We start from the raw sequence: 25541 nt of genomic DNA, 5'->3' as shown, positions 1-25541 counted from the left end.
TATTTGTTAATCAACAGTATAGGCTACTGTGATATCATTTAGTTTTATCAATAGATTAATAAAAGTCTCTTTCTCTTTTTTAGAGAAATGCTCATCGAGATATTCATTAAATTTTCGAACAACACCTTTGGCCAATTGTTTTTTCTCTTTACCAAAATCAGTCAGAAAGACTTTTACCGAACGTTTATCGCCCGCTGATGTTTCACGGTAAATGAGATTGGCCTCTTCCATATTATTTAGCATACGGGATAAACTGGTCGCTTTAACCCCAAGCAAGCCAGCTAAATTTGAAACTGCTGTGCCCTCTACATCATCTATATTAATAAGCATGTAACCAATGGCCTGGGTAATGCCAAAACCAGATGCCATTTGATTGTACTTATTAAACATATTTTGCCAGGCAAACTTAACATGGTAATCTATGGTTTGTTGTTGTTTCATTTTATTAATTTATTATGCTTGCATAACAAAGCTAATGAATGTATTTTGTTAATGCAATAGGAAAATTCAAATTAATTGTCAAAATTTTCTTATTATAGATGTACACAAATGAAAATACATAATATGTTAAAAGTAAAACGAATAATCTTGTTTAGTCTATTTATTTTATGGGGTACAATTTGCAAAAGTCAGGTATCTTATTTCGGAAAAAGCCTCTCAAACAATCAAAAATTAGATATTTTCAAAAAAACAACTACCCTATTTACGCTACAATATGCTGATTATGCCGAACTGGAAAAATTTGATCAGGCCATTAAAAAAAACTGGACGATTACCCCTTATAAAATAATCAAGCCTGAAGAGCTTTCCCGTTACGATACGCTTGCAAATTATTCTTTTTTCTATTTTGACGGCTATGCCGAAAAGCTGGATAGTGTAACTAACGTAAATGTAGTTTATGCACTAAAATTAATAACGCCATCTAAAAAACCCAAGGTAAAGGAAGAAAGTGTACTGGCAACAGTAACACTGTTTGCTGATCGGAACACAAATCTGTTGATTGAAACGCAGGATCAACAATACGGTTCAAAAAGAAGTATAAAAAATAATATTCTATCAAACTTCTATAACAAGTCTAGTTTCCTCAACTGGTCACCGGGACTTTTAACCGGTTATTTAAAACAGATTAATGATGGATTGCTTGCAAATGAGAACTGTACTTTAGATTACCAGTTTTATAATAAAGTACGCTTACCAGAATTGGCAAAGGAAACACTTTATGTGCCCGAATATATTAAGGAAGTATTTTCATCAAGATTGGCGCTTTTACCACCATCAGGCATAATTGCTGAACCTTATAATTACAAACTCAAATTTGTACCATACAAAGCGCTCGACAGTTTAATTTTGAATAAAGACACTAATGTTAAATATGTAGTTTACACGCAACGTTCTAACGATAAAATAATCAGTGTGTACGATAGCAAAGACGATAAAATTATTTATCAACGCTTCTACCCTCAATCGCCAAATTTTGAAATGAATGATTTAAGTGAGATTAAAAAGGTAATTGTTTCACTTAAATAAGTTGAATTCGAACAATATCTATTGCGCTGTTATTCTGAACGTAGTGAAGAATCCCTAACACAAGAACCACTGGTTTCGTAATTTCAAAAGACTATAGCGTTAAAATTAGTCTAACAAAGATCCTTCACTGCGTTCAGGATGACAATTCATATAATTGGCTAACTAAGTGCACTAGATTAAGAAAAACAGATGCCAATTTCGAAAAGGCTGACTTTTTTGAACCAAACGCTTGTGAAAAGCAAGATAGCTATCATTAAAAAACATTCAACCATTAAGAGATATTTTGTAAATATTTTAGCACTTCTTCGCGTTTACGGCTCGAAACCGGAATTTGGCTATTATTATACATTTGCAAAAAGCCTTCCCGAAAATATTTCTTTACATAGTTAAAGTTAATGAGGTAAGATTGATGGCATCGAACAAAACCCATTGGCAATAACATCAGTTCGTATTCCTTTAATCCTTTAGAAACCAGAATTTCGCGTTTATCTTTTAAATAGAAAGTGGTGTACCCTTTATCGCTTTGACAGTACATTATATCTTCTATTAAAACAATTTCTATATATTCTAAACTTTTTAAAGCTATACGCTTAATGTTATTTATACCATTTTCTAAATAGTGGTTGCGGGCTATTTGCAGCTGTTGCTTGTTAAATAGTTCTTGCTCTCGGTAATGGTAGCACTTTTTTAAAGTTTCAGCTAAAGCATCATCCTCAATAGGTTTTAACAGGTAGGCAAAAGCTCCCAAATTAAGCGCCTGTATGGCATATTGATCATAAGCTGTAAGAAATACAAGCTGAAAATCTTCAATAGCAATATTATTAAACAAGGTAAAGCTATCACCGTCTTTAAGCCTTATATCTGCCAAAATTATATCTGGCTTTAAAAGCGGAATTTCTTTTGATGCCTTTGCAACATAGGCCGAGTGGCCAACGACCTGAAGAAAACTGATTTTTTGCAACATTTGCAGCAAGTGCTGCAATATGAGCACCTCATCTTCAAGTATATAAAGTTTCATCTCGTTTCTAATCATATACCGCTGGAATAATTATTTGGATTTTTACACCTTTATCGTTATTTATTTTTTTATCTACAATTGCAAAATTAGCCTGCTGACAGTCTAGCTTAAACAACGCCTGTAATCTTTGTTTTAATATTACCTGTGCCAACGAGGTTTTACCTGACTGCAATTTGCCTTTGTTAGTAATGCCGCTTCCATTATCATCCACCGTAATCAATAATTGTCCATTGGCCAATTTAAACTGAATTTTCAGCATACCTTTATACTGGATATTCCTAAAACCGTGCTCAATGGCATTTTCTATAAAAGGTTGAACAAGCATAGGTGGAATAAGTGTTGATTCCGCATCCAGTTCATCAGCTACAATCTTGTAATCAAAAAGATGGTGATAACGCATTTGCTGTAGCTGCATATAATTGTGCAATGATGCAATTTCTTCATCTATGGGGATAAAATCTTTACGACTTTGCTCCAGCACATTGCGAAGCAATTTAGAGAAAAAAGAAAGGTAACGCACCGATTCGGAAGTATCGCCTGATGCGATAAGGCTTTGCAGATTGGCTATGGCATTGAAAACAAAATGCGGATTTAATTGTGCCTGCAACAGTTTTTGCTCTATGTTTAGCCTTTGATTTTCGCTGCGCAATAATTTGTTTTTCTCTTTTAAGCTACGCTGCCTATATATGGCGTAAATTAATGCAATTGTTCCTAAGAACACGATAAGAACTGAAAAAATCAGCCATCTCTGCTGGCGGATAATACTTTCGCTGAGTTGGTTTTTACTTTTTAAAACCGCAATATTTTGGTCTTTTTTTTCAGCTTCGTATTTTTCGTGCAATTCTTCGATTTTAACGGCATCGATAGCTTTTAAATTTTCTATTTCTATAGCGTGGGCGGTAATGGCAACGTCCAGTGCCTGTTCATAATCGGCCTTCATGGCATAGGCATCAATTAAGCCCTTGTATAAATAGCTTTTCTGTTTTGCTGGATTGTTACTTTTTGCCAACTCGATACCTTTTTTAAAATAAAATACGGCACTATCTGGCTGGTTAACATTTAAATAACTTTTCGCCAAATTATTGTAGGCAACATCGTGCAGCATGTTTATTTTGGCTAAATAGTTAAAGTAGATTTTACTACTGGCCAAACCGTTGCGATAATCTTTTTGTAGGGCATATATCTGCGATTCGTTATCATATGTACGAGCCAGGGCCATGCTATCGGGAATAGCTTTAGCCAAAAGGCGAGCTTTAGCATTGTAACTGCCCATTTTTTTGTAATCCTGAAGCCTGGAAGCCAACAAAAAACAAATATCGTAATAGCGTTGCATAACTACCCTGTGCCATTTATGCGGATGGTGTTGGTAGTAAAGTTCTGAATAATAAAGTGCTTGTTTGTTATTTTGGTTCTGGTAGTAAGCTTTTGCCAATAAATCGTAATACTTGTAAACCACTTTGCTCTTTTTGCGCTCGGCAATTTGCATGGCAGCAACAATCTGGTTCATCAATACAGCCTCTACCATTACGCCATTATCTATAGTGTGGTCAACTATGCTATAAGTTTTAAGCAAATCGATATCATCCCATTTTTTTTTACTTTTTATTTTTTGGTATGCAATTATAGCACTATCTGTTTTTTTTTCGATTTCATAAGCTCTTGCCTTAAAATAATGGTAAAATGGATTGGCGTTATGGTTGGCGTCGAGTTTAAAAACACTATCTTCTTTTAGTATAATGGCCATTCTACTCTTACCCGTCGGCAGCGTATCCAGGTCGAATATTTTCTGCAGGTAATCCTTTTCTGCAATAGCATTAATCTGTTGGTTTTTAACATCGCTTTGCGGTGTTTTTTTATAACCACAGGATGATACAATGCATAGAAAAATTACAGAAACAGCAATATTTATTTTTAAGCTCATTATTTTTTTAGCTAAGCGGAAAAAGCATTTAATATATTTTTTTTTTAAAAGTAACAATAGATAACGGATTAGAAACTACCGGTAAATATTCGTTGGACTTAGTTTGATATCCGTAATTAAACAATCAATATCATAAAATGATGAGTTTAATTATTTCGAATATGAGATGAAAAGCTACGAATATTTAAGCTTAACATTCGGATATGGATTGGCTGTTTGGGATTGGGATTTTTGTACTGAATTTTATATTAACAAAATGAATTTAGACCATCCTTTATCTTATGTAGATTATTAAAAATTTTAACGAAAATGAAAAAATTATTATTCGCACTCGCATTCGCGGTACTAGGTACTGGCGCTTACGCAAAAGATTTAAGATTACCTGTTGCAAAACCGAACCTGGCAAATATTGTTGCAAAAAATTTGCCGCAGGCCAATAAAGTTGAGACTGGAAAGATTGCAAATGACCAACTTGGTTTGTTGCGCAGGCAGATGAGCTTTGTATTTACCGACGCTTGTGGGAAACAATGGCGTGTTTATGTATCAGGATCTGATAATGCTTCAAATGCGTCACTATGGCATACCGCTTGGAACTATTTTAATAATGAAGTAGTAGTTGGATCCCTTGACAACCCACAATACGGATGCTTGTAGGCGTCTTAACTTTTGTAATATTTAAAAAACAACAATTATGAAACAAATATTTATTGCACTAATCTGCACCGTAATCGGTTTTAATGCTTCGGCAAACAATTTAAAAATAAAAAAAGAAGTGCATTTTACCTCAGTTGATGCGGCTGCAAAAATCAAAAACCATGACATAAAAGTTGCCTATGTAGGCAATTTACAGGCAGGCCTTTTACGACGAGAAAAAGTTTTCAGGTTTACCGACGCCTGCGGTGTTAAATGGGACATCCATGTTTTCGCACCCAATAACACTTCCAACTGGGCCATGTGGGTAGAGGCTTCATCCTTTTTTGAGCAAGGCACTTGGGGCAACGATGGCTGTTACCATAACCAGCCATAAGTTTTAAGAAGTATAGAGGATGGTTCTTAATTCATTAATAAAATATAAAAATGAACAAACATATAAAGTTATTTCCACTGGTATTGTTGTTATGCCTATTATACGCATTTAACAACAAAGAAAATCCAACACCAGAGCAACCCACAACTATTGCCTATTACCAATTTTACCATATAAAAGATACTACACAAAAAGCAAAAGTTTTTAGCGAGGATTTTATTTTGGCATTTAATACCGAGAAAAGCCTTTACACCAGCCAAACGCGGTTAAAGCAAGACTCTACCATTCAGGCGGCGTTAAAACAGGCCGAAACCAAAAACAACGATGTAATTGACATGGGCGTTATTTTGCCTGCTACAGAAGATGATATTTATGTTGATAAGGGAAAGCTATCGGTGGTAAAAAACCATTACCAGCAAAGCTATTTAATTAACGAGAGCACAGCAAAAACCAATTGGACAATTGAAAAAGACACCAAACAATTGTTAGGTTATACCGCACAAATGGCTACTGCAACGGTTAAGGGTCGTAAATATACAGCATGGTTTACTACCGATATAGCCGCAAATTTTGGCCCGTGGAAATTAAATGGTTTGCCCGGGCTTATTTTAGAAGCCTATGACGATAATTATTTTATAAAATTTACATGCACCAAAGTGGTAACCACTGGGAGTTTTCAAAATATTACATCAGTAAATATCCCAACAAAAATAATTTCAACCTCGTTAAAAGAATACGAACGTATGAAAAAGGCAGAGGCTGAAGGCTTGGGTACTGATGATTTTGGAAGTGGCATTACAATAGATAAAGTTACAAGCAGCGGCGGAGGTAATAACGGTACAGCCTCAAAAAAGAAGTTTACCATGAACTATCCCTTAGAATTAACAAATTAATTAGAAAGTTTGTATTTAAAACATTTGTTAGCAACCTGGGCTTTGTTGTTATCGATTATCTTAGCATCGGCCCAGCAAACATTTACGATAAATGGTGTGGTAAAAGATAGCTCAGCTGTACCGCTTGATGTTGCTACCATTGCAATAGTTACTAAAAATGGTTCGGGTTTAGCCTTTACTAATACCAATCAACAGGGCATTTTTAGCTGTAAACTCCAAACAAATGACAACAGCCTTTCTATAAAAGTAACAGCAATAGGATATGAACAAAAGATAGTACCTATTAGCAGTTATACAAGCCAGCCTTACACTATCATCCTTAAAAAAAAAGTAAATCTTTTAAAAGAAGTTAAGGTTACTTCACTAAAAAAAGTATCGCTTGTTAGCGATACTTTAATTTATAATGTGAAAGCTTTTAAAGAACAAAATGATAGGGTTATTGCCGATTTGATTGGCAGGTTGCCTGGCATAAAAATAGACGATAAAGGCGCTATCAGCTATAACGGAAAACCAATATCAAAGGTTTATTTAGATGGCGACAATCTGTTGGATGGCAGATATAAACTGGCCACCAACAATGTACCGGTAAATGCTGTAGAACAAGTACAGGTTATAGAACGGGACCAGCCTATAAAAGCCCTGAATGGATATACGGTTACCAATAACGTTGCCCTAAACCTTAAACTTACCGATAGCGCCAGAGCAATAACCATTAATACCGGTCATGCTGGTATCGGAAATAGTGCTTATAGTGGCGAGTTTAACAACATGTTCTTTAAATCAAAAAATAAGAGCATCAACAACCTAAAAGCTAATAATATTGGCGAAAATTTAGAACATGAAAATGCAGACGTTGGCGTATCCTTAAACAACGAAACCATTTTAAAAAAAGCTGCACCATTCCTGTCGATTACAAGTAGCGAACTCCCATCACTAGATGAAAAATATTACTTGATGAACAATGATTTTGCGGGAAACATCAATACGCTTCTAAAACTAAAATCTGATTGGACCTTAAGAATGAATGTGGCTACGCTACAGTTAAAAAGGAGATATAATTTTAACAACTCAGTTAATTATTTCCTTAACCGCGATACAGTTAGGTACACGGAAATACAGAACCATTTACACAGGCTTAACCAGTGGCAAATACAATCTCAAATAGAAAAAAACAGTAATGCCATTTATGTAAAATCTCTTACCAAGCTAGATTTGCCAACATGGAAAAAAAATGGAAGCACCATACAGAACGATCAAGAATTAACACAAAATCTGCCAACACAATATTTATCAGTTAGTAATGAAACGGTGATAATAAAAGCGCTGGGAATAAACAATATACTTCAGTACAATGGTTTGACGCAGTATTACAAATTAGATGAGCGTTTAGAAACCTCTCCTGGATTGCATGAAAATATTATCAATAACAATAAAAGTTATTTCTTTTTAGCGCAACAGACGCAAACCAAAAATACATTCATTCACCAAACTATATCCTTTAAAACAAAATTCAACAAATTTATACTTTCTACCGCAATAGGTTTATCGTACAATAGTAATCTACTAACCAGCAATTTATACAAAACCGACAGCTTACACGTTACTTCTGTGGTGGGCGATAGATTTAAAAATGATATAATATTTAATAATTTAGGACTATTAGGCAAGGCATCTGCAACTTACCTTCTTAAAAAAGGTGTTATTACTGCGGAGGTAACACCAACCTTCAACTTTATAGATTACAACAGTAAAACAAATTTTATCGATAAAAAAAACAGATATTTTTCGCTGAATCCTTCTATAGATTTTCGTAAAAATTTAGGCAGGTACAGTGAAATTAACTTTAGATATCTTAAACAAACTACCTTTGGAGAAGTGGAAGACATATACCCGGGAAGCATTTTGGTAAATTACAGGCAGTTTAATTTTAACGAAACGCCATTACCCATAACAAAAAACAACTCGGCAAACGTTAGGTTTAGCTATCGTAAACCTTTAGCAATGTTGTTTTACAATTTAAACCTTGGTTATGATAAAACGCAACAGAACTTTATCAACTCTTTTGAAATCGATAATGGCCTAACAAAATCTACTGCTATTAATTTTAACAATACCGCAAAAAAATACTCTTTGGGTGGCAATATTTCTAAATATTTATATTTTGCTTCATTAAATATCTCGGCAAATGCCAATACTAGCCTACAAAGGGGTTTTAATTTTTATAACGACGAGATTCTGCCTTTCAACATTAAAAGTATAGCTGCCACGTTAACTGCCAGAAAAAAAATATTTAATAAAATTACAGTTTCGGTGAGTGGAGAGCTTTCAAGATTTATAAACGAGCAAAGTACAGTAAATGGTAAAACTGTAAACACTACCAATATCGAGAAGTTAAAATCTACCTGGCAACATCAGTTAAACCAAAAACTATCGTACAATGTGACTTATAATTTCACTTTGTACAAACAGCAATTACAACAACCCATGCACAATATTTTTTTGGATATGAATGTAAAATATGCTCCTACAAAGTGGAAAAGCTTTTTTGAACTTCAGTGCCTCAATTTAATAACCCAGAAGGTTTATAAGCAGATAAATTCTACTTCTAACCAGTTATTCATATTTGATATACCTTTGAGAGCCCGTACATTTCTCTTAAAATATTCGTTTACTTTTTAAAAAAATCGTCACAGATGATGTCCTCAAACATTCGATTTGCTACAGGAGGCACTATGCGACAAAAGCTAATGATGATAATCTATCGCCCTCGTTTAAACAACATTACTGAAAATAGCGCTTGCGCTGCTACAGCCCTACATCTCTTTCTTCAAAAACTTGTCAGTTAATCTTAGTTACTTTAATCACATTTAATTAATGTTCTATCACTAAAATCTGATAGTGCTACAAGAGATGTGAGAAAAATTTGTCACAAAAAAAGCGCCCCGATAAATCGGAGCGCTTTAATATGTGTGTTAAAAACAGACTAGTAAAGTGTAAACTCTACACGACGGTTTTGCTGACGGCCTTTTGCTGTTTTATTGGTGGCAATTGGTTGGCCCATGCCATAACCTGTAGCCTCAATACGCGATGCATTTGCTCCCTGAGAAACTAAATAAGCTTTTACAGATTCTGCTCTATCTTTTGATAAACGTAAGTTTAATTCTTTTGAACCAGTATTATCTGTATGACCAGCTAATTTTAAACTGAAGTTTTTCTGAATTAACAATGCTGCAACTCTGTTTAATGAAGTATAAGATTTAGAACGAATAGTTGCTTTACCTAAATCGAACTCTAAGTTTTTAATCGCTTCGTTAACCACTTTACGATCTTCTTCTGTTACGATTACCTTTTCTACAACTTTTTCAGGAGTTTTTAACGGACAACCAGAACCATCAACCACTGTACCTGCTGGTGTATCAGGACATTTATCTAATTTATCTGCAACACCATCACCATCTGTATCTTTCAAGATGTCATTCATTTCTGAACGTAGTTTTGCATTTTCAGCTTTTTGAGCATTTAAATCAGATTTCAAACCTTCTGCTATTTCTTTTGCTTTTAAAGCTTCATCATAAGTTAAAGCTACCGGATTGTGGAAAGCCAATTGTTTTCCGCTACCTAAAGCAAACTCTAAACCAGCGTAAGCGTAGTTATATTTATCGTTTCCGTTTCTGTAATAACCATCTACGTTATCGCCATCAACAAAGTTGATTGTCCAACCTAAATCTAAATTAACCGCATCAGAAATTTTAAATTTAGCACCCACACCTACAGGAATGATTAATTCTTGAATGTTTTTATCACCTGCATATAAAGAAGTTCCAGACGCAGTGGTAATGGTTGGCTTATAACCTGCAATACCCGCACCTGCAGAAGCATAAAGCTGTAAAGTGTTCTCTTTTTTAAACATATCGATATTGAACATGTTTACTACAGCATTTAAACTTCCTGAATAAGATAACTCCGTATCGAAAGCTTTTACCGGAGAATTGTTAACCAAACCACTTTCATAAGGCTCGGTATTATCACCTTTCAATTTACCACGAACTCCATCTAAACGTAGAGAGAAATAAGGTGTAAATTGTTTTTTAATGTAAAGGCCGTAACCTAAACTCGATTTGTTATTACTGAAGTCATTTTTTCCACCCAATGGTGATAATGGCGTAAGTACACCAGCATTTACACCGATAGACCAAGTTCTGAACGTGGTTGTCGAAGTTGCAGGGCTTTCTTGAGCTGAGGCAACCGATCCGATGAATAAACCAGCAAGTGCAACCGGTAATGTTTTAAATAGTTGTAATTTCATAAATTTTCTATTAACGTTGGATAAGCGTTGGCACTTGTATTACAATAGCCATACCAAAAATACAGGCATGTAAAAATACTTATCAACTTTTTAACATTAATAACCTGTGTTATATACCAGGCAAAACTAAAAAATGCGTTATAGAATAAGAGGCGCAATGTTTCAATCTGCTTAAACCTTGTCGGTCTTCTAAAATAAATCTTCGCTTTCGGGCTTTAATGCCCCTGTTTTCTTATAGATAATTCCCAAATGGCAGTTAATTGTCAGTTCTCTTTGTTTAAATAGATCAATGCCAGTATCGGATTGATTAAGTTGCTGCTGCAAATTGTGGATAATTATCAATGGTTTTTCAATCATCGGATATCTGATTTTGTAAACGTATTCTGACATAACATTGTACTATTTAATATCGCCGGCAAACTTCCATCGGGTACTGAAATTTTCAGGCAATTGCTGATTGGTTAATAAGGCTCTTACCATTTCTACAGGCATATTATTCTCGTACAATATGCGATTGTGAAACTGAATATTGGTCATTTTGCCACTTTGTACCAGCTCTTTATGTAATGCCCTGAACTGCAATCCACCCAACATATACCCTATTTGGTATAACGGTCCGTAGCCTCCGGTAAATGATCTACGCACCTCGGCTTCTGCATTGGCACGCTCAAAACCCACACGATCTACCAAAAAGTCAATACACTGCTGAGGTGTCCATTTGCCTAAATGGTAGTTCATAGAAAAAATAATCCTTGCACAACGGTGCATGCGCCAAAAAAGCATTCCAATTTTATCTTCCGGAGATTTTGCGAAATTCTGGTCCCACAGCAACATCTCCCAATAGAGCGACCAGCCTTCCGTCCAGAAAGGCGTGCCAAATACTTTACGGTAAGGCTTGTAGCGGCTTTGCATAAAATATTGAAGGTTATGCCCCGGAATAAGCTCATGAAAAACTACAGCTCTGGAAAAATGCCTGTTGTTGCCTCGCAAGGTCATCATTTTAGCATCCTCGCTCATATCTGCTGTTGGATAGGCAATTAATACAGATTCGCCACCTAAGAAAAACGGAGCAAACAATTGTTCCTGTGGGCTTAACATCCGCATGCGCCAACCTTCTTTGGCCAGGGCTGGAATGGCGATGAGTTTATTTTTCTCTACAAAATCTATGGCTTCATTAGCCAGTTTATAAACCAGTTCAGGCTGTTTCCCCAATTCAGGATAATCGGTTTTTACTTTTTCCAGTGCTTTTTTCCAATCGTTACCAAAGCCCATTTGTTGCGAAGCTTTGAGCATTTCGGCATCACACCAGGCAAATTCCTTCATGGCGATGGCCTCAATCTGCTCAGGCGTATAGGCGATCATCTCATCCTTTAAGCTGCTTAACAAAGCAGTTCTCCCTATCGGATTACCAATAATGCCACTTCCATCGTCTTTGGCATTGGAGGGTTTGGCTATTTTGCCCAATACAGCAGCGTAATCTTTTAATACGTCTACCACTTCGGGATAAACAGCTTTGGTGGCTTTGGTAAATTGCGGATCATACCCATCGTAAAATCTATAAGCTTCGGTAAATACGGTTAGGTATTGATTAATAGTTTGTTGTGCCCAGGATGCCTGTACTGGTGTAACAGCCAGGTTTTTGTTTTCTACTGCTTTTGTGGTTTTCTGAATAGCCTCTTTCAGCTGCTCGAATTGCTCTTGTGTGGTTTTACCGTCTTGTTGCTGGCCAATCCTTCGCTTTGCTTCAAAATCCAATAATGCCTTAGCAAAAGGCAAAAGTAAAAATGCTGGTTTTAAACGCTGTGTATTGCTGTTGCAAATTTGCTGAATCTGACCGGATATCGCGTTTGAGCAAAATATAATCTACCCTTTCGTTTACAGTTAACTTGTTAAAAGGCAATGCCTTTAATTGTTTTCGCCAGTCTGTATAAAAGCGCTCCATCCGCATAAAATATTCCTCAGATTGCTTCAGCGTATATTTGCGGTTAAGCATGGTCTCGTCTGATTGGTATTGATTAATCAGCGGACTTACCAGGCTGGCTTCATTAGTTTGAGCGTGTAATTGTAGGTTAACTGTTAGCAACAAAAACAGCGAAAATAGTTTACGCATAGTGATTTAGCATTTTGGATTAGTTGATGCAATATAGCTAAACCGCTAAGTATTTGCTGTAGGGTGCCTGTGTAACTTATTGAAGAGATTAAGCCGTTGATCTCTACGCTAACAAAGGCGAACCAGAAAAAATAGTGGATTAATATGATTATGCTTCTTTTGAAGCGCAATGCCTTTGAGATAATTAAAGGCAGTCCAACTTTCCGCTATATCTTTTTTGCCTTAACGGCAAAAAAGGATGCCGCTTCAATTTGGGCTATTTATTTGGGTCAATGCAAAAGAACATAATAACCTGAGTTCGATTAGTAATATATTAAAAGGATTTTTACGGGGTATTTTTTATGAGTGCCGTCACCCTGAATTTATTTCAGGGTCTTAATGCTAAGAAGATGCTGAAACAAGTTCAGCAGGACGATCACCTGAGGAAAAAGAGCTCTTAAAGCACTCATTATGATCCCAATATTAATCAAACTCAGGTTAATAGTAATTATTCTCGGAGAACGCCAACAATTGAATGTTTAAAAAATAGTTAAGCGCAATGCCTTTAATCCGCTTAACCCCTGCAAATCTTCTAAATCAAGATCTTCAGTTTCGGGCTTCAACACCCCTGTTTCCTGCAGGTATTTCACAAAGGGCAGGTAATCTTCAATATCTCTCTTGTTGAAATAGATCAATGCCAGTTTATCGGGTTGGGTAAGGCGCTCCTGCGAATTGCGAATGAGTATTTTATCAATCCTTTTTTTGATCATCTGATACCTGATGTTGTAAGCTCCTTCTACATCGAACTTTCGCTCATCTATCCTAAAACTAATGTCTATTGGATGGTTGTGAATAAAGATAAGTTGTGTAGTGGCCAATTTAACGGCCAAATCGGGCTGGAGCAACTGCACCATTCGGGCAATCTCGGCCATTGACGATAGCTGCCATAACCTTAGGTTTTTAAGATGGTAGTGATTAAAAATCCGATCGGGCGCAATAGACTGCCCAATATAGATATCATATTCAACACCATCTGTTCTGAATTTCTCAAAATAGCAGGGAAAAGAATCCTGCAGTTTTTCGCGTTCAGCTTCAAAATAATTGTTAATGGCTGTATTAATCTGCTGCATGGATACTTCCAAAGCCTGGCGATGCTTATATACCTCGCCATGAGGCACAGAAATACAATCAAGATATTTATCGATTATCTTTTGAGTATTAGGATGCGATTGGGAAATGAGCTTTAAGTAATCGCTGGTTTCTTCTTTAAGGAAAATATTGAGGCTGTTCTCATCGGTTGTATTCAGTTCATCGCCCTTCAAAATATCACTCCATTTATTGCAGTTAAAGATAATTTCTACCAGCAAAGCATCGCTATAAATTTTGCCCAGCTCTTCCAGCGTTTCACGAAACAGACTCAAGTGCAAACTTAGATCGGCCTTACTGGCTGCATTACGTTCGGTAGTAGAATTTCTAATATCTATTGCACCATAAAAAGGGTAAACATCTGCAAAACTAATATCCTCATTACTTTGTGGCAAATTCTTTTTCTTATTGTAAAGATGATGCCAGGCAGCTTCATTAAACTTCCACTGTACAGCTGGCTGGATAGAGGTATATTTTTCTTTGATAATATTTTCAATCTCGAGATTAAACTCGTCTATATAGACCTGTAAGAGCTGAGCAATAGGCGCTAAAACGGGCTCCAATAAGGTAATTTTCTTTTCATCGAAAGTTTTTCCAACCCAGGTGTGCATGCCCAATACGCCTACCAAAATCTGGTTGTGAAATACTGGTATAAGCGCCATCGATTTTACATTTAACTCCCTAAATCGGTCTAACCATGGAAACATCTCTTTGCTTTCTGCCCAAATATCGGGAGAGTAAAAAGAATTAGGATGCGCAGCATAACCTTCGGCAATCTGCTGAAAAGCTTCGGGACTTAAGGTTTCTTCGCCCCACACTGAAAACAGCAGGCCACTGCCTCCTTTTACGTACCCATAAACCATTTTGTTATTTACCCTTACAAAAGGGAAAAGATCGAATTGAATATTGGCATTTTGCACCAGCACTTTAAGCGATTGTATTACTTCTTCATAAGCCGCACTCTCGCTGCCGGGCACACGGCTCAACCTTACACTTTTAATATTTTCTACGGCCTGCTTCGCCGTAACATCGGTAATGGTAAGCACCAAAATACCCCTAAGCTCAAAAAGCGACAATGGCAGCACCTGCCGCAGTTTATCCAATCCAGACTCTTCACTCAGATATTGTTGCAATTCGCGGTAGCTAAGATCGGGCAATGGCTGCCTGGCCTTTACTTCGACAAAACTGGCATTAACACCAATATGGAAATAACCAGGCAAACCAGTATCGGAATTGATGCCTGAATGGTATTTTTCTTTTAAAGGTGCATGGAATGCATATAGTTCGTTAAGAATGAAGGAGTAGATAAAATAAAGGTGATCATGCTCATGTTGCTCCAGCGTTTTTGAACCGGCAAAACTGTTCTGATCTTTCTCTTCATGTTCGAGCAATTCATACATCAGCGCTGTTCCATAAAAAGTAATGGGTTGCATTGGTGCACAGAGACCCCAGGCCTGATGTTCTTCTGTTAAAAGTGCTGGCGAAAGACAAGCATATATGTGCTCCAGCAGTAATTCGTACTGATAAATATCTTCGATAGCGATAACCTGTTCATCAATTCCTTGTTTTTTAAATGCTTTTAAGGCATTGTTATAAAGGATAGATTTTACAGTCTGTTCTTCTTTAATTTTTCGCTGCAGGTATTTAATAAAAGGGCCAAAAGAGATGGCTGAATCTACCACGGGTAAATCTGGATAATTCCGGGCATGATTAAATATACGCTTCTCCATCTCTTTAAATTTTAAATCAGGGCAACTAACTGAATGGTAAAAGATTGACTACTGCTAAGATAAAAAATAGATTGAGAAATTGCTACCAGCCAATGGCCTTATCATCTCCCCTTGGGTCGGCACCACCCTGGTAATTGCCCCACTTGGTTCTTAAGATGGCATCGACTCTGCCAATTGGGCCTCTAGGCACAATTTTATAGCCCTTTGCTTTTAATTTTTCTATTGATAAGCTATCGATAGCATCTTTTTCTACATACACTTCATCTGGTAACCATTGGTGATGAAACTTTTTAGCAGCTACAGCCGATTGCATCGACATATCAAAATCGATTACATTTATAATGGTTTGAAATACCGATGTGATGATGGTTGAACCGCCTGGTGTACCAACCACCATAAATAATTTTCCGTCTTTCTCTACAATGCTCGGGGTCATAGAGCTTAACATTCTTTTATTCGGTGCAATTGCATTGGCTTCGCCACCAACTAAACCATACATATTGGGTGCTCCGGGTTTAACAGAAAAATCATCCATTTCGTTATTCAACAGAAATCCAGCTCCTTTTACCGCAACTAACGATCCGTAAGAACCATTTAAAGTAGTGGTAATTGAAACGGCATTTCCATCGCGGTCTACAATAGAGAAATGTGTGGTTTCTTCGTGCTCTGCCCCTTTTATTTCGCCAGCCAAAACAGTACTACTTGGTGTTGCTGCTGTCCAGTTAAAGTTTGCCATGCGGTTTTTGTTATAATCTGCACTCAACATTTGTTGTTGTGGAACAGCATAAAAATCAGGGTCGCCTAAATGTGTTGCCCGGTCCGCATACACTCTTCTTTCGGCTTCTACAATTACCTGAACTGTAGAATCTGCATTGTGGCCCCATTTTTTTAGGGGGAAACTTTCTACACTTTGCAGCAATTGGATGAGGGCGATACCACCGCTCGAAGTTGGTGGCATGGTAATAATTTTGTAGCCCCTATAGTTACCCGTTATTGGCTTACGCCAGGTTGCGTGATAATTTTTTAAATCTTCTCTGGTAATGAGTCCTTTGCCTCGTTGCATTTCTGCTACAAGCGAATCGGCCACAGCGCCTTCGTAAAAACCTGCCCTACCTTTTTCCTGAATTAGTTTTAGGGTATTGCCAAGCTCTTTTTGAACCAAAAGATCATTTTCCTGCCAGGTACTTTCTAAATTTACGAAGGCCGTTCCATTTGGATTAAAATCCATAAATTTTCTATGCAAACCATTCAATTCACCAGCTTGCCGTTTAGTAATTTTAAAACCATTTTGCGCCAAATTTATCGCTGGCTGCAGTACCTGTTCCCAGGAAAGCTTTCCATATTTTTTGTGCGCTTCTACCATACCATCTACTGACCCTGGTACACCCACAGCTAAATGGCCATAAAGGCTTTTATCAACAATTGGATTACCGGATGAATTGAGATACATATCCCTACTGGCTGCCGCAGCTGCTTTTTCTCTAAAATCTAAGGCATTTATTTCGCCGTTTGTACCACGATATACCATAAAACCTCCCCCACCAATGTTCCCCGCGTTTGGGTAAACCACAGCAAGAGCAAACTGAACCGCAACGGCAGCATCAACGGCATTTCCTCCCTTTTTTAAAATATCTATACCCACTTGCGATGCTTCCGGATGAGCAGAAACCACCATTCCATTTTTATATTCGCCACTGTTATTTTTACCCAATTGCCCGGTTACGCAACCAGCCAATAACAGCACAACACTTACATATATTAACGACTTTTTTAAGTTATTGAGGGGCTTTATAGTTTTCTGCATCTTTATAATATTTTTTCGATCACCTCATTATTTTTTTCAGTAATCGATTTCTTTTTAACCTTAATTTTCAGATAGAAAAATACTTCTTTCTAGCAGTTATAAATATTTACCAATCTGCGTATATAATTTTTCCTTATCACTTGGCCTTAAAGCATTATTAACTACTACCTTTCCATCTTTAATAATCAAATATCGCGGAATGGCATAGCCTTTTCCTCCCCATAACTTATTAATCAAGTCTTTCTGTAAAGCATTATTTGTTCGGATATGACTACCTGAAAGTTTATAATATTTTATCATTTCTCTCCACGTTTGGTCTGCCAAATCTTTATCCATGGAAATAAACAACATTTCAACTCCCTTAGCTTTGAGAAATTTTTCCAAATCTTTACTATATTCAAATTCTTGTTTACATGGCCCGCACCAGGTTGCCCAAATATCAACAAATACGGTTTTGTCTTTAAATTGGCCAATTAAACTATCCAGGCTATTAACTTTATCATAATTGGCTAATATTTTTTGCTCAGTTGCAAAATCCTTTTTTACCTCATTATGGTAAACTATAATTTCATTGACCATTGGTTGCAAATATGGCGTAAAATTACTTTTAGGATAACTGGTTTTAAATGAATTAAACAAATCGACCAATACTTTCTGATATTCAGCCTGTAACATCTCCTCATATAAAAAAGTTGCCAGCAAAAACTCTTTCATTTTGCCTGTAAAATTATCTTCGAAGGTTTTATATATAATTTTAAGCCTAATATTCTCATCTTTTTTGGGCAATTCAGTTCCTTTTTTTAGAGGAATGTAGTAATTGAGATAAGTATTTACGTAGTATTTGGCATGGTAATAAAAATCCGGGTAAAAAGCATCTTGAAGATTGTTCATTGAATGCTTTTCATAAGCATCTGCCCACATTTTATCCAAATCGTTATTTATTTTTTGCTTTGTACTTAAAACTATCATTGGGATAGCGGCTTGCAAAATTATCTGTTCGGTTGAAAAAATATCTTTTTATTTCGTTATAAAAGTTTACCGAAATCTTTTGTTTCGAAAATAGCTCAGCATAAGGCTTTAGTGTTTCATTCTTATCATTTTCGAGCAATTGATACAAACCAGCTGTAGTGCTATCTTTCTTATAATAATCTCTGGCTCTGTATTGATAAAACTCGGCATTCCTCTTGCTAAAAAGCAACATTCCTTCCTTATTTTTATCGCTCTGTACCAAAATACCTTTATCGAAAACTAAATGCGTAGTACCTGGCTCTATTAATACTGTATTATTGTTAATTCTTAACCAAGCAAGTTTATTAATTTTTAAAGAATAGTTTACTGCACTATCATCGCCAAATTTAACCTCTTTTTTTGCGGGGTAAAACCATGTATCATCCACAGGAGTTTGGATAATTACCGTATTATTTTTAGCATTTAAACTTTTGATATTAAGTTTTGCTTCTTGTGCAAAAGAATTTATTGCACCTGTAATTAGTAAAATAGATAAAATTATCCTTTTCATAATTTTGGCTGTTATCAGGGCTATTTTTTCACCAATCCTTAATTGGAAATCTTTCTATGGTTTATAACCTTCTGCATCTTTATATATTTTTTCGATCACCTCATTGTTTTTTTCGGTAATCACTTTTCTTTTAAAACTTAATTTTGGGGTTAGCTCTCCTCCATCAATACTCCACTCTTTAGGTAACAGGGCAAATCTTTTTACCTGTTCCCATTTGCCAAAACCCACATTTGCAGCTTCGATAACTTCGTTATATTTAGTGAGCACCTGTTCATTTTTAATAATCTCTTCGTTCGAGGTAAAAGTAATGCCTTTTCTGCCTGCCCAGGTTTTTAAGGTTTCGAAATTCGGAACGATCAACGCAGAAGGGAATTTTCTGTTCTCGCCCAAAACCATAATTTGTTCGATGAAAATCGATTCTTTATATTTATTCTCCAGCATTTGTGGGGCAACATATTTACCGCCTGCTGTTTTAAACATTTCTTTTTTACGGTCGGTAATTTTTAAAAAGCGACCATCAACCAATTCACCAATATCTCCGGTATGGAACCATCCCTCTTTATCTACCGCCTCTTCGGTTAAATCAGGTCGGTTGTAATAACCTTTCATTACCTGATGCCCACGGGTTAAAACTTCGCCATCTGGTGCAATTTTAACTTCCACACCTTTAATTACTTCACCAACGGTACCGAACATCGTTCCGCCGAAATGATTAACCGTAATTACAGGCGAGGTTTCGGTTAATCCATATCCTTCAAAAACAGGCATACCAGCTGCCCAGAAAATTCTGGCCAAACGTGGATTTAGCGCCGCTCCGCCCGATACAATCACTACAATTTCACCGCCCAAAGCTTCCTGCCATTTTTTGAAAACCAGTTTACGGGCAATTCCCAGTTTAAAGTTATACCAGGCACCCGCATCAATGGTATATTTTTCGGCTAAAGCTACCGACCAGAAGAAAATTCCTTTTTTAATACCTGTTAATGCTTTCCCTTTCTCCATTATCTTATCGTACACTTTTTCGAGAAGCCTTGGAACGGTAGAGAATACATTGGGTTTTACATGCTGAATATCGGCAACAATGGTATCCATACTTTCGGCATAATAAATGCCTGTATAATTAAACAGGTATAAATAAATGATCATCCGCTCGAAAATGTGCGAAAGGGGCAAAAAGCTTAATCCTTTTTTAACGCCTTCGGGGATCACCACAGCCGAGTTAACAAAATTTGCAACCAGGTTATCATGCGTTAGCATTACACCTTTTGGCGTACCGGTTGTGCCAGATGTATAAATTAAGGTCAATATATCTTCGGGTACAACTTTGGCGCGATATTCTTCCAAATCAATATCTGGACTCGCATTACCAAGTTCAATTAACGTATTCCAGTTTTTGGTTTCTGTAATTTCATTAAAACTATAAATCTTGATAGCCGGGTTTATCGCATCGGCACAAGGCTTAATTTTTTTATACAAATCTTCATCGGCTACAAAAATAATGGCAATTTCTGCATCTTTTAAAATAAACTGGATGTCGTGCTCGGCTAAGGTTGGATATAAGGGAATCTGATAGGCCCCGATCTGGTTGGCTGCAAAATCGGCAATATTCCACTCAGGTCTGTTATGCGACATTACAGCAACCCTGCCGCCTTTGCCTATCCCTTGTTTAATTAATCCCCGGCTTAGGTTATCTACAGCAGTACAAAAATCGGCTGTACTATAATTTATCCATTTTCCATTAATTTTTCCACTGATAAATTCTTGCTTAGGATTTTCGAGGCTATATTTCAAAAGATCAAAAACCCGTTTAATTTCTGCCGCCATATGAATTGTATATTATTTGGTTAAGTTAAAAAATCAAACATAAAGATTAACATCTATATGCCTTTTTAATGAAAATAATACCTCGTAGTTAATAAAACGCTGTATTTACTTTCCGTAAAAAATATTTAAATAAACTTAGCGATTACAAAATTACTATGCAAGCATTGTTTTTTATCCTTATAGATTTTTACCGAAAAAACAGAAACGGCATTAAAGTTGTTAGGCTGATAATTATTTACAAAACATATAAATTATGAAAAAGTTATTTACAATTTTAGGATGCATTGCATTGTTTGCCCTTACTACAACAAACGTTAAAGCCCAAAATTATAAAACCGGACTAGGTTTAGGTATCGATTTTGGAGATGGTGCTACGTTGGTTGGTCCATCAATCAGGCATCACTTTAGCCCTAAAGCTGCACTTCAGGGCGAAGTTTTATTTGGTGGAAACTCTACTATTATCCAGGGATTTCTTCAATACAATTCATCTATCCCTGGTGCAAAAGGTTTAGACTGGTATTTAGGTGGTGGTCCTTCAATTCAATTGTATGATGGTGGTTCTAGTTTTTACCTGGTTCCGATGGTTGGTTTAGATTATAAATTCTCTGGCGCACCACTGGCATTGGCTTTAGACTGGAGACCAAGACTTTATATTGGCGACAACGATAGCGATTTTAACGCTGGAAGATTCGGCTTAGGTTTTAGATATACCTTCTAGGCAAAGCGCATGGCGCTGACAGAAGCTGAAAGTCCAAAGACTAAAGCTGAAAGACTAAAGCCTAATCAAAAGTATAAAGGCATAAAAAAATCCCGTAAGAAATTCATCTTACGGGATTTTTTATTTGTTAAGCTAGTTATAAATTAGGCTTTCATATTTTTAGTTATTGAAACAAATAGTAAGCCGTGTTCGATAGCTCATTGCTACTTTTCTATCTTCACACTGTGCGGGTTCCCAATTCGGACAGCCCTTTAATAGTTTTATCATGTTACGATCCAATTGTGTATAATCTTTAGGTACTTTCTGGTAAATGCCTACGCTTTTAACATGGCCAGAAGCATCGATTACAAAAGTTGGAAAAACAGTTGATTGTAAGCGTTCGTTATCAGTTCCATTTAGCGACACATTTGAAATAAATTTATAAAATTTACTAATTCCTCCAGGATATTCGGGCATTTTCTCAACTTCTGTATACACAAATTGGTGCAACTCTTTATCGTAATAGCCCTTGCAAGAAGTTTGCTGTGCTAAACTTTCATTATCCTTTAAAGAAGAAAAGCTTAATAGACATAATATAAATCCCAAATGTTTTATCATATGTTGGTTCGTAACAGAACAAATATCTGAAATAAAAAACCCCGTAAGAAATTCATCTTACGGGATTTTTTATGGAGTTTTAAAATTAACTGCAAATTGAAAAATTTAACTGCGAACTGACTAAACGCCTGTCCATTTTTTTAACACTGCTTTTTGCGCTGGCGTTGCATTTTCGTTTACGGTTGCTTTTAAGCGTACACTTGGATTTTCTTTTAAGGTTAAAGAAATTTCTTTTTCTAAGCCATCGCGTTTAACTTTTAGTTTCAATACGTCGCCGATATTCTTTTTAGCTACCAAAGGCAATACATCCAACGATAATAATGGGCTTTTTAATCTTATTGTTGATAATGCATCGCTTAGGGAAGTATCATCTAAACTCAGCACTACATCGTTCACATTTAATCCGCTTACCCAGGCAGCGGAGTTTCTTACCGTTGCTGTAATTACCAATCCATCATTGGTTAACTGGCCTGAAGCGCCTGTAACGGGTTTACCAGGAGTTGCATTTTCTGTAGAAACGTCAACACCTGCATACGCGAAATATTTTACATAATCCACATCATCAACACCGTTAACATATTTTGCCCAAAAGTTGGTAAAGCTAATTCCTGATATCTTTTCAACCATCGCTTTAAATTCTGCATCAGTATAACCACGTTTTAAGGTTTTGCATTGTAGATACATCGCTTTCATTACATCATCTAAACTTTTAGCACCTTTAGTGGCATTGATGATTTCGAGATCCATTAAAATACCAATCACTTCTCCTTTATTATAATAAGAGATCGAATTGTTTTTTGAGTTTTCATTCGGACGGTAACCAATAATCCATGCATCATAACTAGATGAAGCAGCCGACTGATATTTAGCGCCAGGAGTATTTAATACTGTTGCCACACCACCAGCCAGATCTTTTAAAAATTCATTTACATCAGTAAAACCTGCTCTATGCAAATATTTATTTTCGTAATACGAGGTAAATCCTTCAGCTACCCAAAGGTTGGTGGTGTAATTTTCGTTGTCATAATCAAAAGGGCCTAATGCTACCGGACGCAAACGCTTAACATTCCAAAGGTGGTGATACTCATGCGCAACCAAACCTAAAAAGCCTTTATAACCTTCGGCAGTATTGTAAGCATTTCTGGTAGCGCCTAAAGTGGTAGAGTTTAAGTGCTCTAAGCCACCTCCACCTTTTAAGAAATTATGAACAATAAAGAGGTAATATTTATTAGGATTTTCGCCATAAACTGCAGTTTCTTTTTCTACAATTTTAGCCATATCTACTTTTAGTTTCTCTTTATCGTAATTACCACCGCCATACATGGCCACTTCGTGGCGAACGCCAGCAGCTGTAAATTCGAAAATGTCCTGATTACCTACTTCAATTGGGCTATCGTAAAGAATATCAAAATCGGTAGCCTTGTAGGTAAACTGCGTACCGCTAACTGGTGTTAAACCGGTAGAAACTTTGCTCCAGGTATTAAAAGGAATAATTTTTACAGTGCTTGGAGATTTAATCATGCCATCAGGATGCATAAAAATCCCTGTTGGAGACAAGAAAGCATGAGATTCATCAATAAAAGGGGTACGTACAGAAATTTCAAATGCATAAACACGGTAAGTGATCTGGATATTGGCAGCCTTTGCTGAGAAAATTCTCCAGGTGTTTTTTCTTACTTTTTCAACTTTTACGGCTTTACCTGCTGCGGTAGCCTTAAATTCTTCTACACTTTTTTCAAACTCTCGCACCAAGTAAGAACCTGGTGTCCAAACGGGCATTTTTACATCTACATAATCTTTTGCCAAGCCAGAAATATTCATCTGAACTTCAGCATAGTGTGCCTGCGGCTCTTTAAAAGAAACCTCAAAACCTATTTTTACCTGCGCCTTCGCTGCCATAATACACGTTAGTAGTAAAACTAAACTTAAAATTGATTTTTTGTTAAACATATTGATATTGACTGTGTTTGGTGCAAATTTAGATTTATTGATGGGGTTTTGGAACAAAATAGCTAAATGTGGTGTAAAATAGTTGTTTCCGTCAGATTGGTTCATGGTCAATGGTCGATGGTTTTTTAGCCAACCAAACCCAACAAATCAATTGGCTTTCGCATCTTTAACTTAGTTATAAGGATATAAAGGCAGATTATATTGTATTCTCAGGAGATTCACTCCAAACTGAAAACTGCCAACTCCAAACTGAAAATCGGTAACATCCTTAATACAACAAATTTAGGACTAAACTATTTGAATATTTTTACGCTCTAATTCTAGAATATTAATCTTATTTTAATGTTCGGAATACGCACGACACAAAAAGAAACATGAAGAAAAGGTATATTATCTATGCTGTTTTAGCTATAGGCCTGGCTTATTTGGTCTATTACAGAATTAACGCGAACAAAAAAATCGAAGGGAAAGACGGTGCATCTGCCGGTGCAGGAAAGGGCAAAGGAGGTAGTAAGGGAGGCGCTTCTGCACCTTTGGTAGTTGACGGTATTGTAGTAAAACCAGTATCGTTTGATAATGATCTGGAGGTAACTGGTGCTATTGATGCAAACGAATCGGTTGTATTGAAAAGTGAAGTGTCTGGCCTGGTTACCGGAATTTATTTTCAGGAAGGTACAACAGTATCAAAAGGAAGTGTACTGGTAAAAGTAAACGACAGAGATATACAGGCACAATTACAGGATGCACTCACCAAGCAAAAACTTTCATCAACAAACGAAAACCGTGCAAAACAGCTTTTAGCCAAAGGAGCTATTAGTCAGGAAGAATACGATACTGCTTTAGCAGATTTAAAATCGCTACAGGCGCAGGCACAATTAATCAGAGCCCAACTGGCAAAAACGACTATCCGCGCACCTTTTACAGGCAGAGTGGGTTTACGTAGCATTTCGGCAGGAACCTATTTAACACCCGCAACTGTAATTGCCAACCTGGTAAGTACTAATCCGGTTAAAGTTACTTTTTCTGTTCCAGAGAAATATGCAGGGCAAATTAGAATGAATTCAGAAATTATATTCACCACCGATGGCTCTGCTAAAGAAAATAAAGGTAAAGTTTATGCAATAGAGCCGGGGATTAATGCCGCTACCAGAACCTTACAGATCAGGGCTTTGGCACCTAATGCAAACAATGCCTTATTACCAGGTTCTTTTGCCAAAATTAAACTGGCGTTAAATACGGTACAAAATGCTATACTAATTCCTAACGAGGCGGTGATACCTGTGTTAAAAGGTAAAATTGTTTATATACAAAAAGACGGCAAAGCGCAGGAAGTTAAAGTGGAAGCGGGTACCCGTACCGATGAAAACATTGTGATTACTTCGGGATTAAAAGCTGGCGATACGGTGTTAACTACCGGATCGATGGCTTTAAAGAAAGATGCTCCAGTAAAAGTTCATTTGGTTAAACAATAA

At 36.5% G+C, this 25541-nt stretch carries 22 protein-coding genes; 8 read left to right on the top strand and 14 right to left on the bottom strand.

Translation table 11 applies throughout. The features are described 5' to 3' along the window. Window positions 1-6: 6 nt before the first annotated feature. Window positions 7-441, bottom strand: coding sequence for a MarR family winged helix-turn-helix transcriptional regulator (locus QF042_RS04885; RefSeq protein ID WP_307525910.1), 435 nt, complete (start codon window positions 439-441; stop codon window positions 7-9). Window positions 442-549: 108 nt separating this feature from the next. Here QF042_RS04885 and QF042_RS04880 point away from each other — a divergent pair, with 108 nt between their 5' ends. Further along, on the top strand, window positions 550-1527 hold the full coding sequence (locus QF042_RS04880; RefSeq protein ID WP_307525907.1) for a hypothetical protein: 978 nt from the start codon (window positions 550-552) through the stop codon (window positions 1525-1527). Window positions 1528-1798: 271 nt separating this feature from the next. Here the strand turns inward: QF042_RS04880 and QF042_RS04875 are convergent, their stop codons facing one another. Together QF042_RS04875 and QF042_RS04870 are read right to left on the bottom strand one after the other, a co-directional pair. Further along, window positions 1799-2560 carry a LytTR family DNA-binding domain-containing protein gene (locus tag QF042_RS04875; RefSeq protein ID WP_307525905.1) on the bottom strand — a complete coding sequence of 254 codons (762 nt, stop codon included), beginning with the start codon at window positions 2558-2560 and terminating at the stop codon, window positions 1799-1801. Then, on the bottom strand, window positions 2553-4466 hold the full coding sequence (locus QF042_RS04870) for a histidine kinase (protein WP_307525903.1): 1914 nt from the start codon (window positions 4464-4466) through the stop codon (window positions 2553-2555). Before QF042_RS04870 ends, QF042_RS04875 begins: the two co-directional genes overlap by 8 nt. Window positions 4467-4632: 166 nt before the next feature. Between QF042_RS04870 and QF042_RS04865 the strand changes: the two genes are divergently transcribed. From QF042_RS04865 to QF042_RS04845, 5 genes are read left to right on the top strand one after another with little or no spacing between them, the layout of a single operon-like run. Continuing rightward, complete coding sequence (locus QF042_RS04865; RefSeq protein ID WP_307525901.1) at window positions 4633-4761, top strand: hypothetical protein; 129 nt, start codon at window positions 4633-4635, stop codon at window positions 4759-4761. 14 nt (window positions 4762-4775) lie between these two features. After that, a complete protein-coding gene (locus QF042_RS04860; protein WP_307525899.1) occupies window positions 4776-5120 on the top strand; it encodes a hypothetical protein in 345 nt (114 codons plus the stop codon). 37 nt (window positions 5121-5157) lie between these two features. Continuing rightward, the gene (locus QF042_RS04855) at window positions 5158-5493 is read left to right on the top strand and encodes a hypothetical protein (RefSeq protein WP_307525898.1); all 336 of its coding nucleotides are present in this window, start codon (window positions 5158-5160) and stop codon (window positions 5491-5493) included. A gap of 50 nt (window positions 5494-5543) precedes the next feature. Further along, a complete protein-coding gene (locus QF042_RS04850; protein WP_307525896.1) occupies window positions 5544-6386 on the top strand; it encodes a GLPGLI family protein in 843 nt (280 codons plus the stop codon). A 9-nt stretch (window positions 6387-6395) separates the two neighbouring features. Continuing rightward, on the top strand, window positions 6396-9065 hold the full coding sequence (locus tag QF042_RS04845; RefSeq protein WP_307525894.1) for a carboxypeptidase-like regulatory domain-containing protein: 2670 nt from the start codon (window positions 6396-6398) through the stop codon (window positions 9063-9065). Window positions 9066-9369: 304 nt separating this feature from the next. Here QF042_RS04845 and QF042_RS04840 read toward each other — a convergent pair whose 3' ends face one another. From QF042_RS04840 to QF042_RS04800, 9 genes are all read right to left on the bottom strand, one after another. Next, a complete protein-coding gene (locus QF042_RS04840; protein WP_307525892.1) occupies window positions 9370-10692 on the bottom strand; it encodes a DUF6089 family protein in 1323 nt (440 codons plus the stop codon). Window positions 10693-10881: 189 nt separating this feature from the next. Then, a complete protein-coding gene (locus QF042_RS04835) occupies window positions 10882-11049 on the bottom strand; it encodes a hypothetical protein (RefSeq protein WP_307525890.1) in 168 nt (55 codons plus the stop codon). Between the two features lie 42 nt (window positions 11050-11091). Beyond that, window positions 11092-12468 (bottom strand): DUF885 family protein, encoded by a 1377-nt coding sequence (locus QF042_RS04830; RefSeq protein ID WP_307525889.1) that lies wholly within the window; start codon window positions 12466-12468, stop codon window positions 11092-11094. After that, complete coding sequence (locus tag QF042_RS04825; protein WP_307525886.1) at window positions 12455-12802, bottom strand: hypothetical protein; 348 nt, start codon at window positions 12800-12802, stop codon at window positions 12455-12457. Before QF042_RS04825 ends, QF042_RS04830 begins: the two co-directional genes overlap by 14 nt. A gap of 518 nt (window positions 12803-13320) precedes the next feature. Next, entirely contained in the window at window positions 13321-15657 is a 2337-nt protein-coding gene (locus tag QF042_RS04820) for a GAF domain-containing protein (protein WP_307525884.1), read from the bottom strand. A gap of 82 nt (window positions 15658-15739) precedes the next feature. Continuing rightward, a complete protein-coding gene (gene ggt, locus QF042_RS04815; protein ID WP_307525882.1) occupies window positions 15740-17461 on the bottom strand; it encodes a gamma-glutamyltransferase in 1722 nt (573 codons plus the stop codon). A gap of 96 nt (window positions 17462-17557) precedes the next feature. Continuing rightward, a complete protein-coding gene (locus tag QF042_RS04810) occupies window positions 17558-18430 on the bottom strand; it encodes a TlpA disulfide reductase family protein (RefSeq protein ID WP_307525879.1) in 873 nt (290 codons plus the stop codon). Beyond that, entirely contained in the window at window positions 18396-18980 is a 585-nt protein-coding gene (locus tag QF042_RS04805; RefSeq protein ID WP_307525878.1) for a hypothetical protein, read from the bottom strand. Before QF042_RS04805 ends, QF042_RS04810 begins: the two co-directional genes overlap by 35 nt. A gap of 54 nt (window positions 18981-19034) precedes the next feature. Beyond that, the gene (locus tag QF042_RS04800; protein WP_307525876.1) at window positions 19035-20804 is read right to left on the bottom strand and encodes a long-chain fatty acid--CoA ligase; all 1770 of its coding nucleotides are present in this window, start codon (window positions 20802-20804) and stop codon (window positions 19035-19037) included. Window positions 20805-21057: 253 nt separating this feature from the next. Here QF042_RS04800 and QF042_RS04795 point away from each other — a divergent pair, with 253 nt between their 5' ends. Further along, window positions 21058-21522 (top strand): hypothetical protein, encoded by a 465-nt coding sequence (locus QF042_RS04795; RefSeq protein ID WP_215130558.1) that lies wholly within the window; start codon window positions 21058-21060, stop codon window positions 21520-21522. Between the two features lie 159 nt (window positions 21523-21681). Here the strand turns inward: QF042_RS04795 and QF042_RS04790 are convergent, their stop codons facing one another. Together QF042_RS04790 and QF042_RS04785 are read right to left on the bottom strand one after the other, a co-directional pair. Then, complete coding sequence (locus tag QF042_RS04790) at window positions 21682-22107, bottom strand: hypothetical protein (protein WP_307525871.1); 426 nt, start codon at window positions 22105-22107, stop codon at window positions 21682-21684. A gap of 132 nt (window positions 22108-22239) precedes the next feature. Continuing rightward, the gene (locus QF042_RS04785) at window positions 22240-24174 is read right to left on the bottom strand and encodes a M61 family metallopeptidase (RefSeq protein ID WP_307525869.1); all 1935 of its coding nucleotides are present in this window, start codon (window positions 24172-24174) and stop codon (window positions 22240-22242) included. 269 nt (window positions 24175-24443) lie between these two features. Here QF042_RS04785 and QF042_RS04780 point away from each other — a divergent pair, with 269 nt between their 5' ends. Next, the gene (locus tag QF042_RS04780) at window positions 24444-25541 is read left to right on the top strand and encodes an efflux RND transporter periplasmic adaptor subunit (RefSeq protein WP_307525867.1); all 1098 of its coding nucleotides are present in this window, start codon (window positions 24444-24446) and stop codon (window positions 25539-25541) included.

Source organism: Pedobacter sp. W3I1, assembly GCF_030816015.1.
Lineage (GTDB): Bacteria > Bacteroidota > Bacteroidia > Sphingobacteriales > Sphingobacteriaceae > Pedobacter.
This window is presented reverse-complemented; position numbering and strand designations above follow the sequence as displayed.

Excerpts from the sequence above, each read along its gene's own strand:
- QF042_RS04885 (WP_307525910.1), bottom strand. The coding sequence starts at position 441 with ATGAAACAACAACAAACCATAGATTACCATGTTAAGTTTGCCTGGCAA.
- QF042_RS04880 (WP_307525907.1), top strand. The coding sequence starts at position 550 with ATGAAAATACATAATATGTTAAAAGTAAAACGAATAATCTTGTTTAGT.
- QF042_RS04875 (WP_307525905.1), bottom strand. The coding sequence starts at position 2,560 with ATGATTAGAAACGAGATGAAACTTTATATACTTGAAGATGAGGTGCTC.
- QF042_RS04870 (WP_307525903.1), bottom strand. The coding sequence starts at position 4,466 with ATGAGCTTAAAAATAAATATTGCTGTTTCTGTAATTTTTCTATGCATT.
- QF042_RS04865 (WP_307525901.1), top strand. The coding sequence starts at position 4,633 with ATGAAAAGCTACGAATATTTAAGCTTAACATTCGGATATGGATTGGCT.
- QF042_RS04860 (WP_307525899.1), top strand. The coding sequence starts at position 4,776 with ATGAAAAAATTATTATTCGCACTCGCATTCGCGGTACTAGGTACTGGC.
- QF042_RS04855 (WP_307525898.1), top strand. The coding sequence starts at position 5,158 with ATGAAACAAATATTTATTGCACTAATCTGCACCGTAATCGGTTTTAAT.
- QF042_RS04850 (WP_307525896.1), top strand. The coding sequence starts at position 5,544 with ATGAACAAACATATAAAGTTATTTCCACTGGTATTGTTGTTATGCCTA.
- QF042_RS04840 (WP_307525892.1), bottom strand. The coding sequence starts at position 10,692 with ATGAAATTACAACTATTTAAAACATTACCGGTTGCACTTGCTGGTTTA.
- QF042_RS04835 (WP_307525890.1), bottom strand. The coding sequence starts at position 11,049 with ATGATTGAAAAACCATTGATAATTATCCACAATTTGCAGCAGCAACTT.
- QF042_RS04825 (WP_307525886.1), bottom strand. The coding sequence starts at position 12,802 with ATGCGTAAACTATTTTCGCTGTTTTTGTTGCTAACAGTTAACCTACAA.
- QF042_RS04820 (WP_307525884.1), bottom strand. The coding sequence starts at position 15,657 with ATGGAGAAGCGTATATTTAATCATGCCCGGAATTATCCAGATTTACCC.
- ggt (WP_307525882.1), bottom strand. The coding sequence starts at position 17,461 with ATGCAGAAAACTATAAAGCCCCTCAATAACTTAAAAAAGTCGTTAATA.
- QF042_RS04810 (WP_307525879.1), bottom strand. The coding sequence starts at position 18,430 with ATGATAGTTTTAAGTACAAAGCAAAAAATAAATAACGATTTGGATAAA.
- QF042_RS04805 (WP_307525878.1), bottom strand. The coding sequence starts at position 18,980 with ATGAAAAGGATAATTTTATCTATTTTACTAATTACAGGTGCAATAAAT.
- QF042_RS04800 (WP_307525876.1), bottom strand. The coding sequence starts at position 20,804 with ATGGCGGCAGAAATTAAACGGGTTTTTGATCTTTTGAAATATAGCCTC.
- QF042_RS04795 (WP_215130558.1), top strand. The coding sequence starts at position 21,058 with ATGAAAAAGTTATTTACAATTTTAGGATGCATTGCATTGTTTGCCCTT.
- QF042_RS04785 (WP_307525869.1), bottom strand. The coding sequence starts at position 24,174 with ATGAACCAATCTGACGGAAACAACTATTTTACACCACATTTAGCTATT.
- QF042_RS04780 (WP_307525867.1), top strand. The coding sequence starts at position 24,444 with ATGAAGAAAAGGTATATTATCTATGCTGTTTTAGCTATAGGCCTGGCT.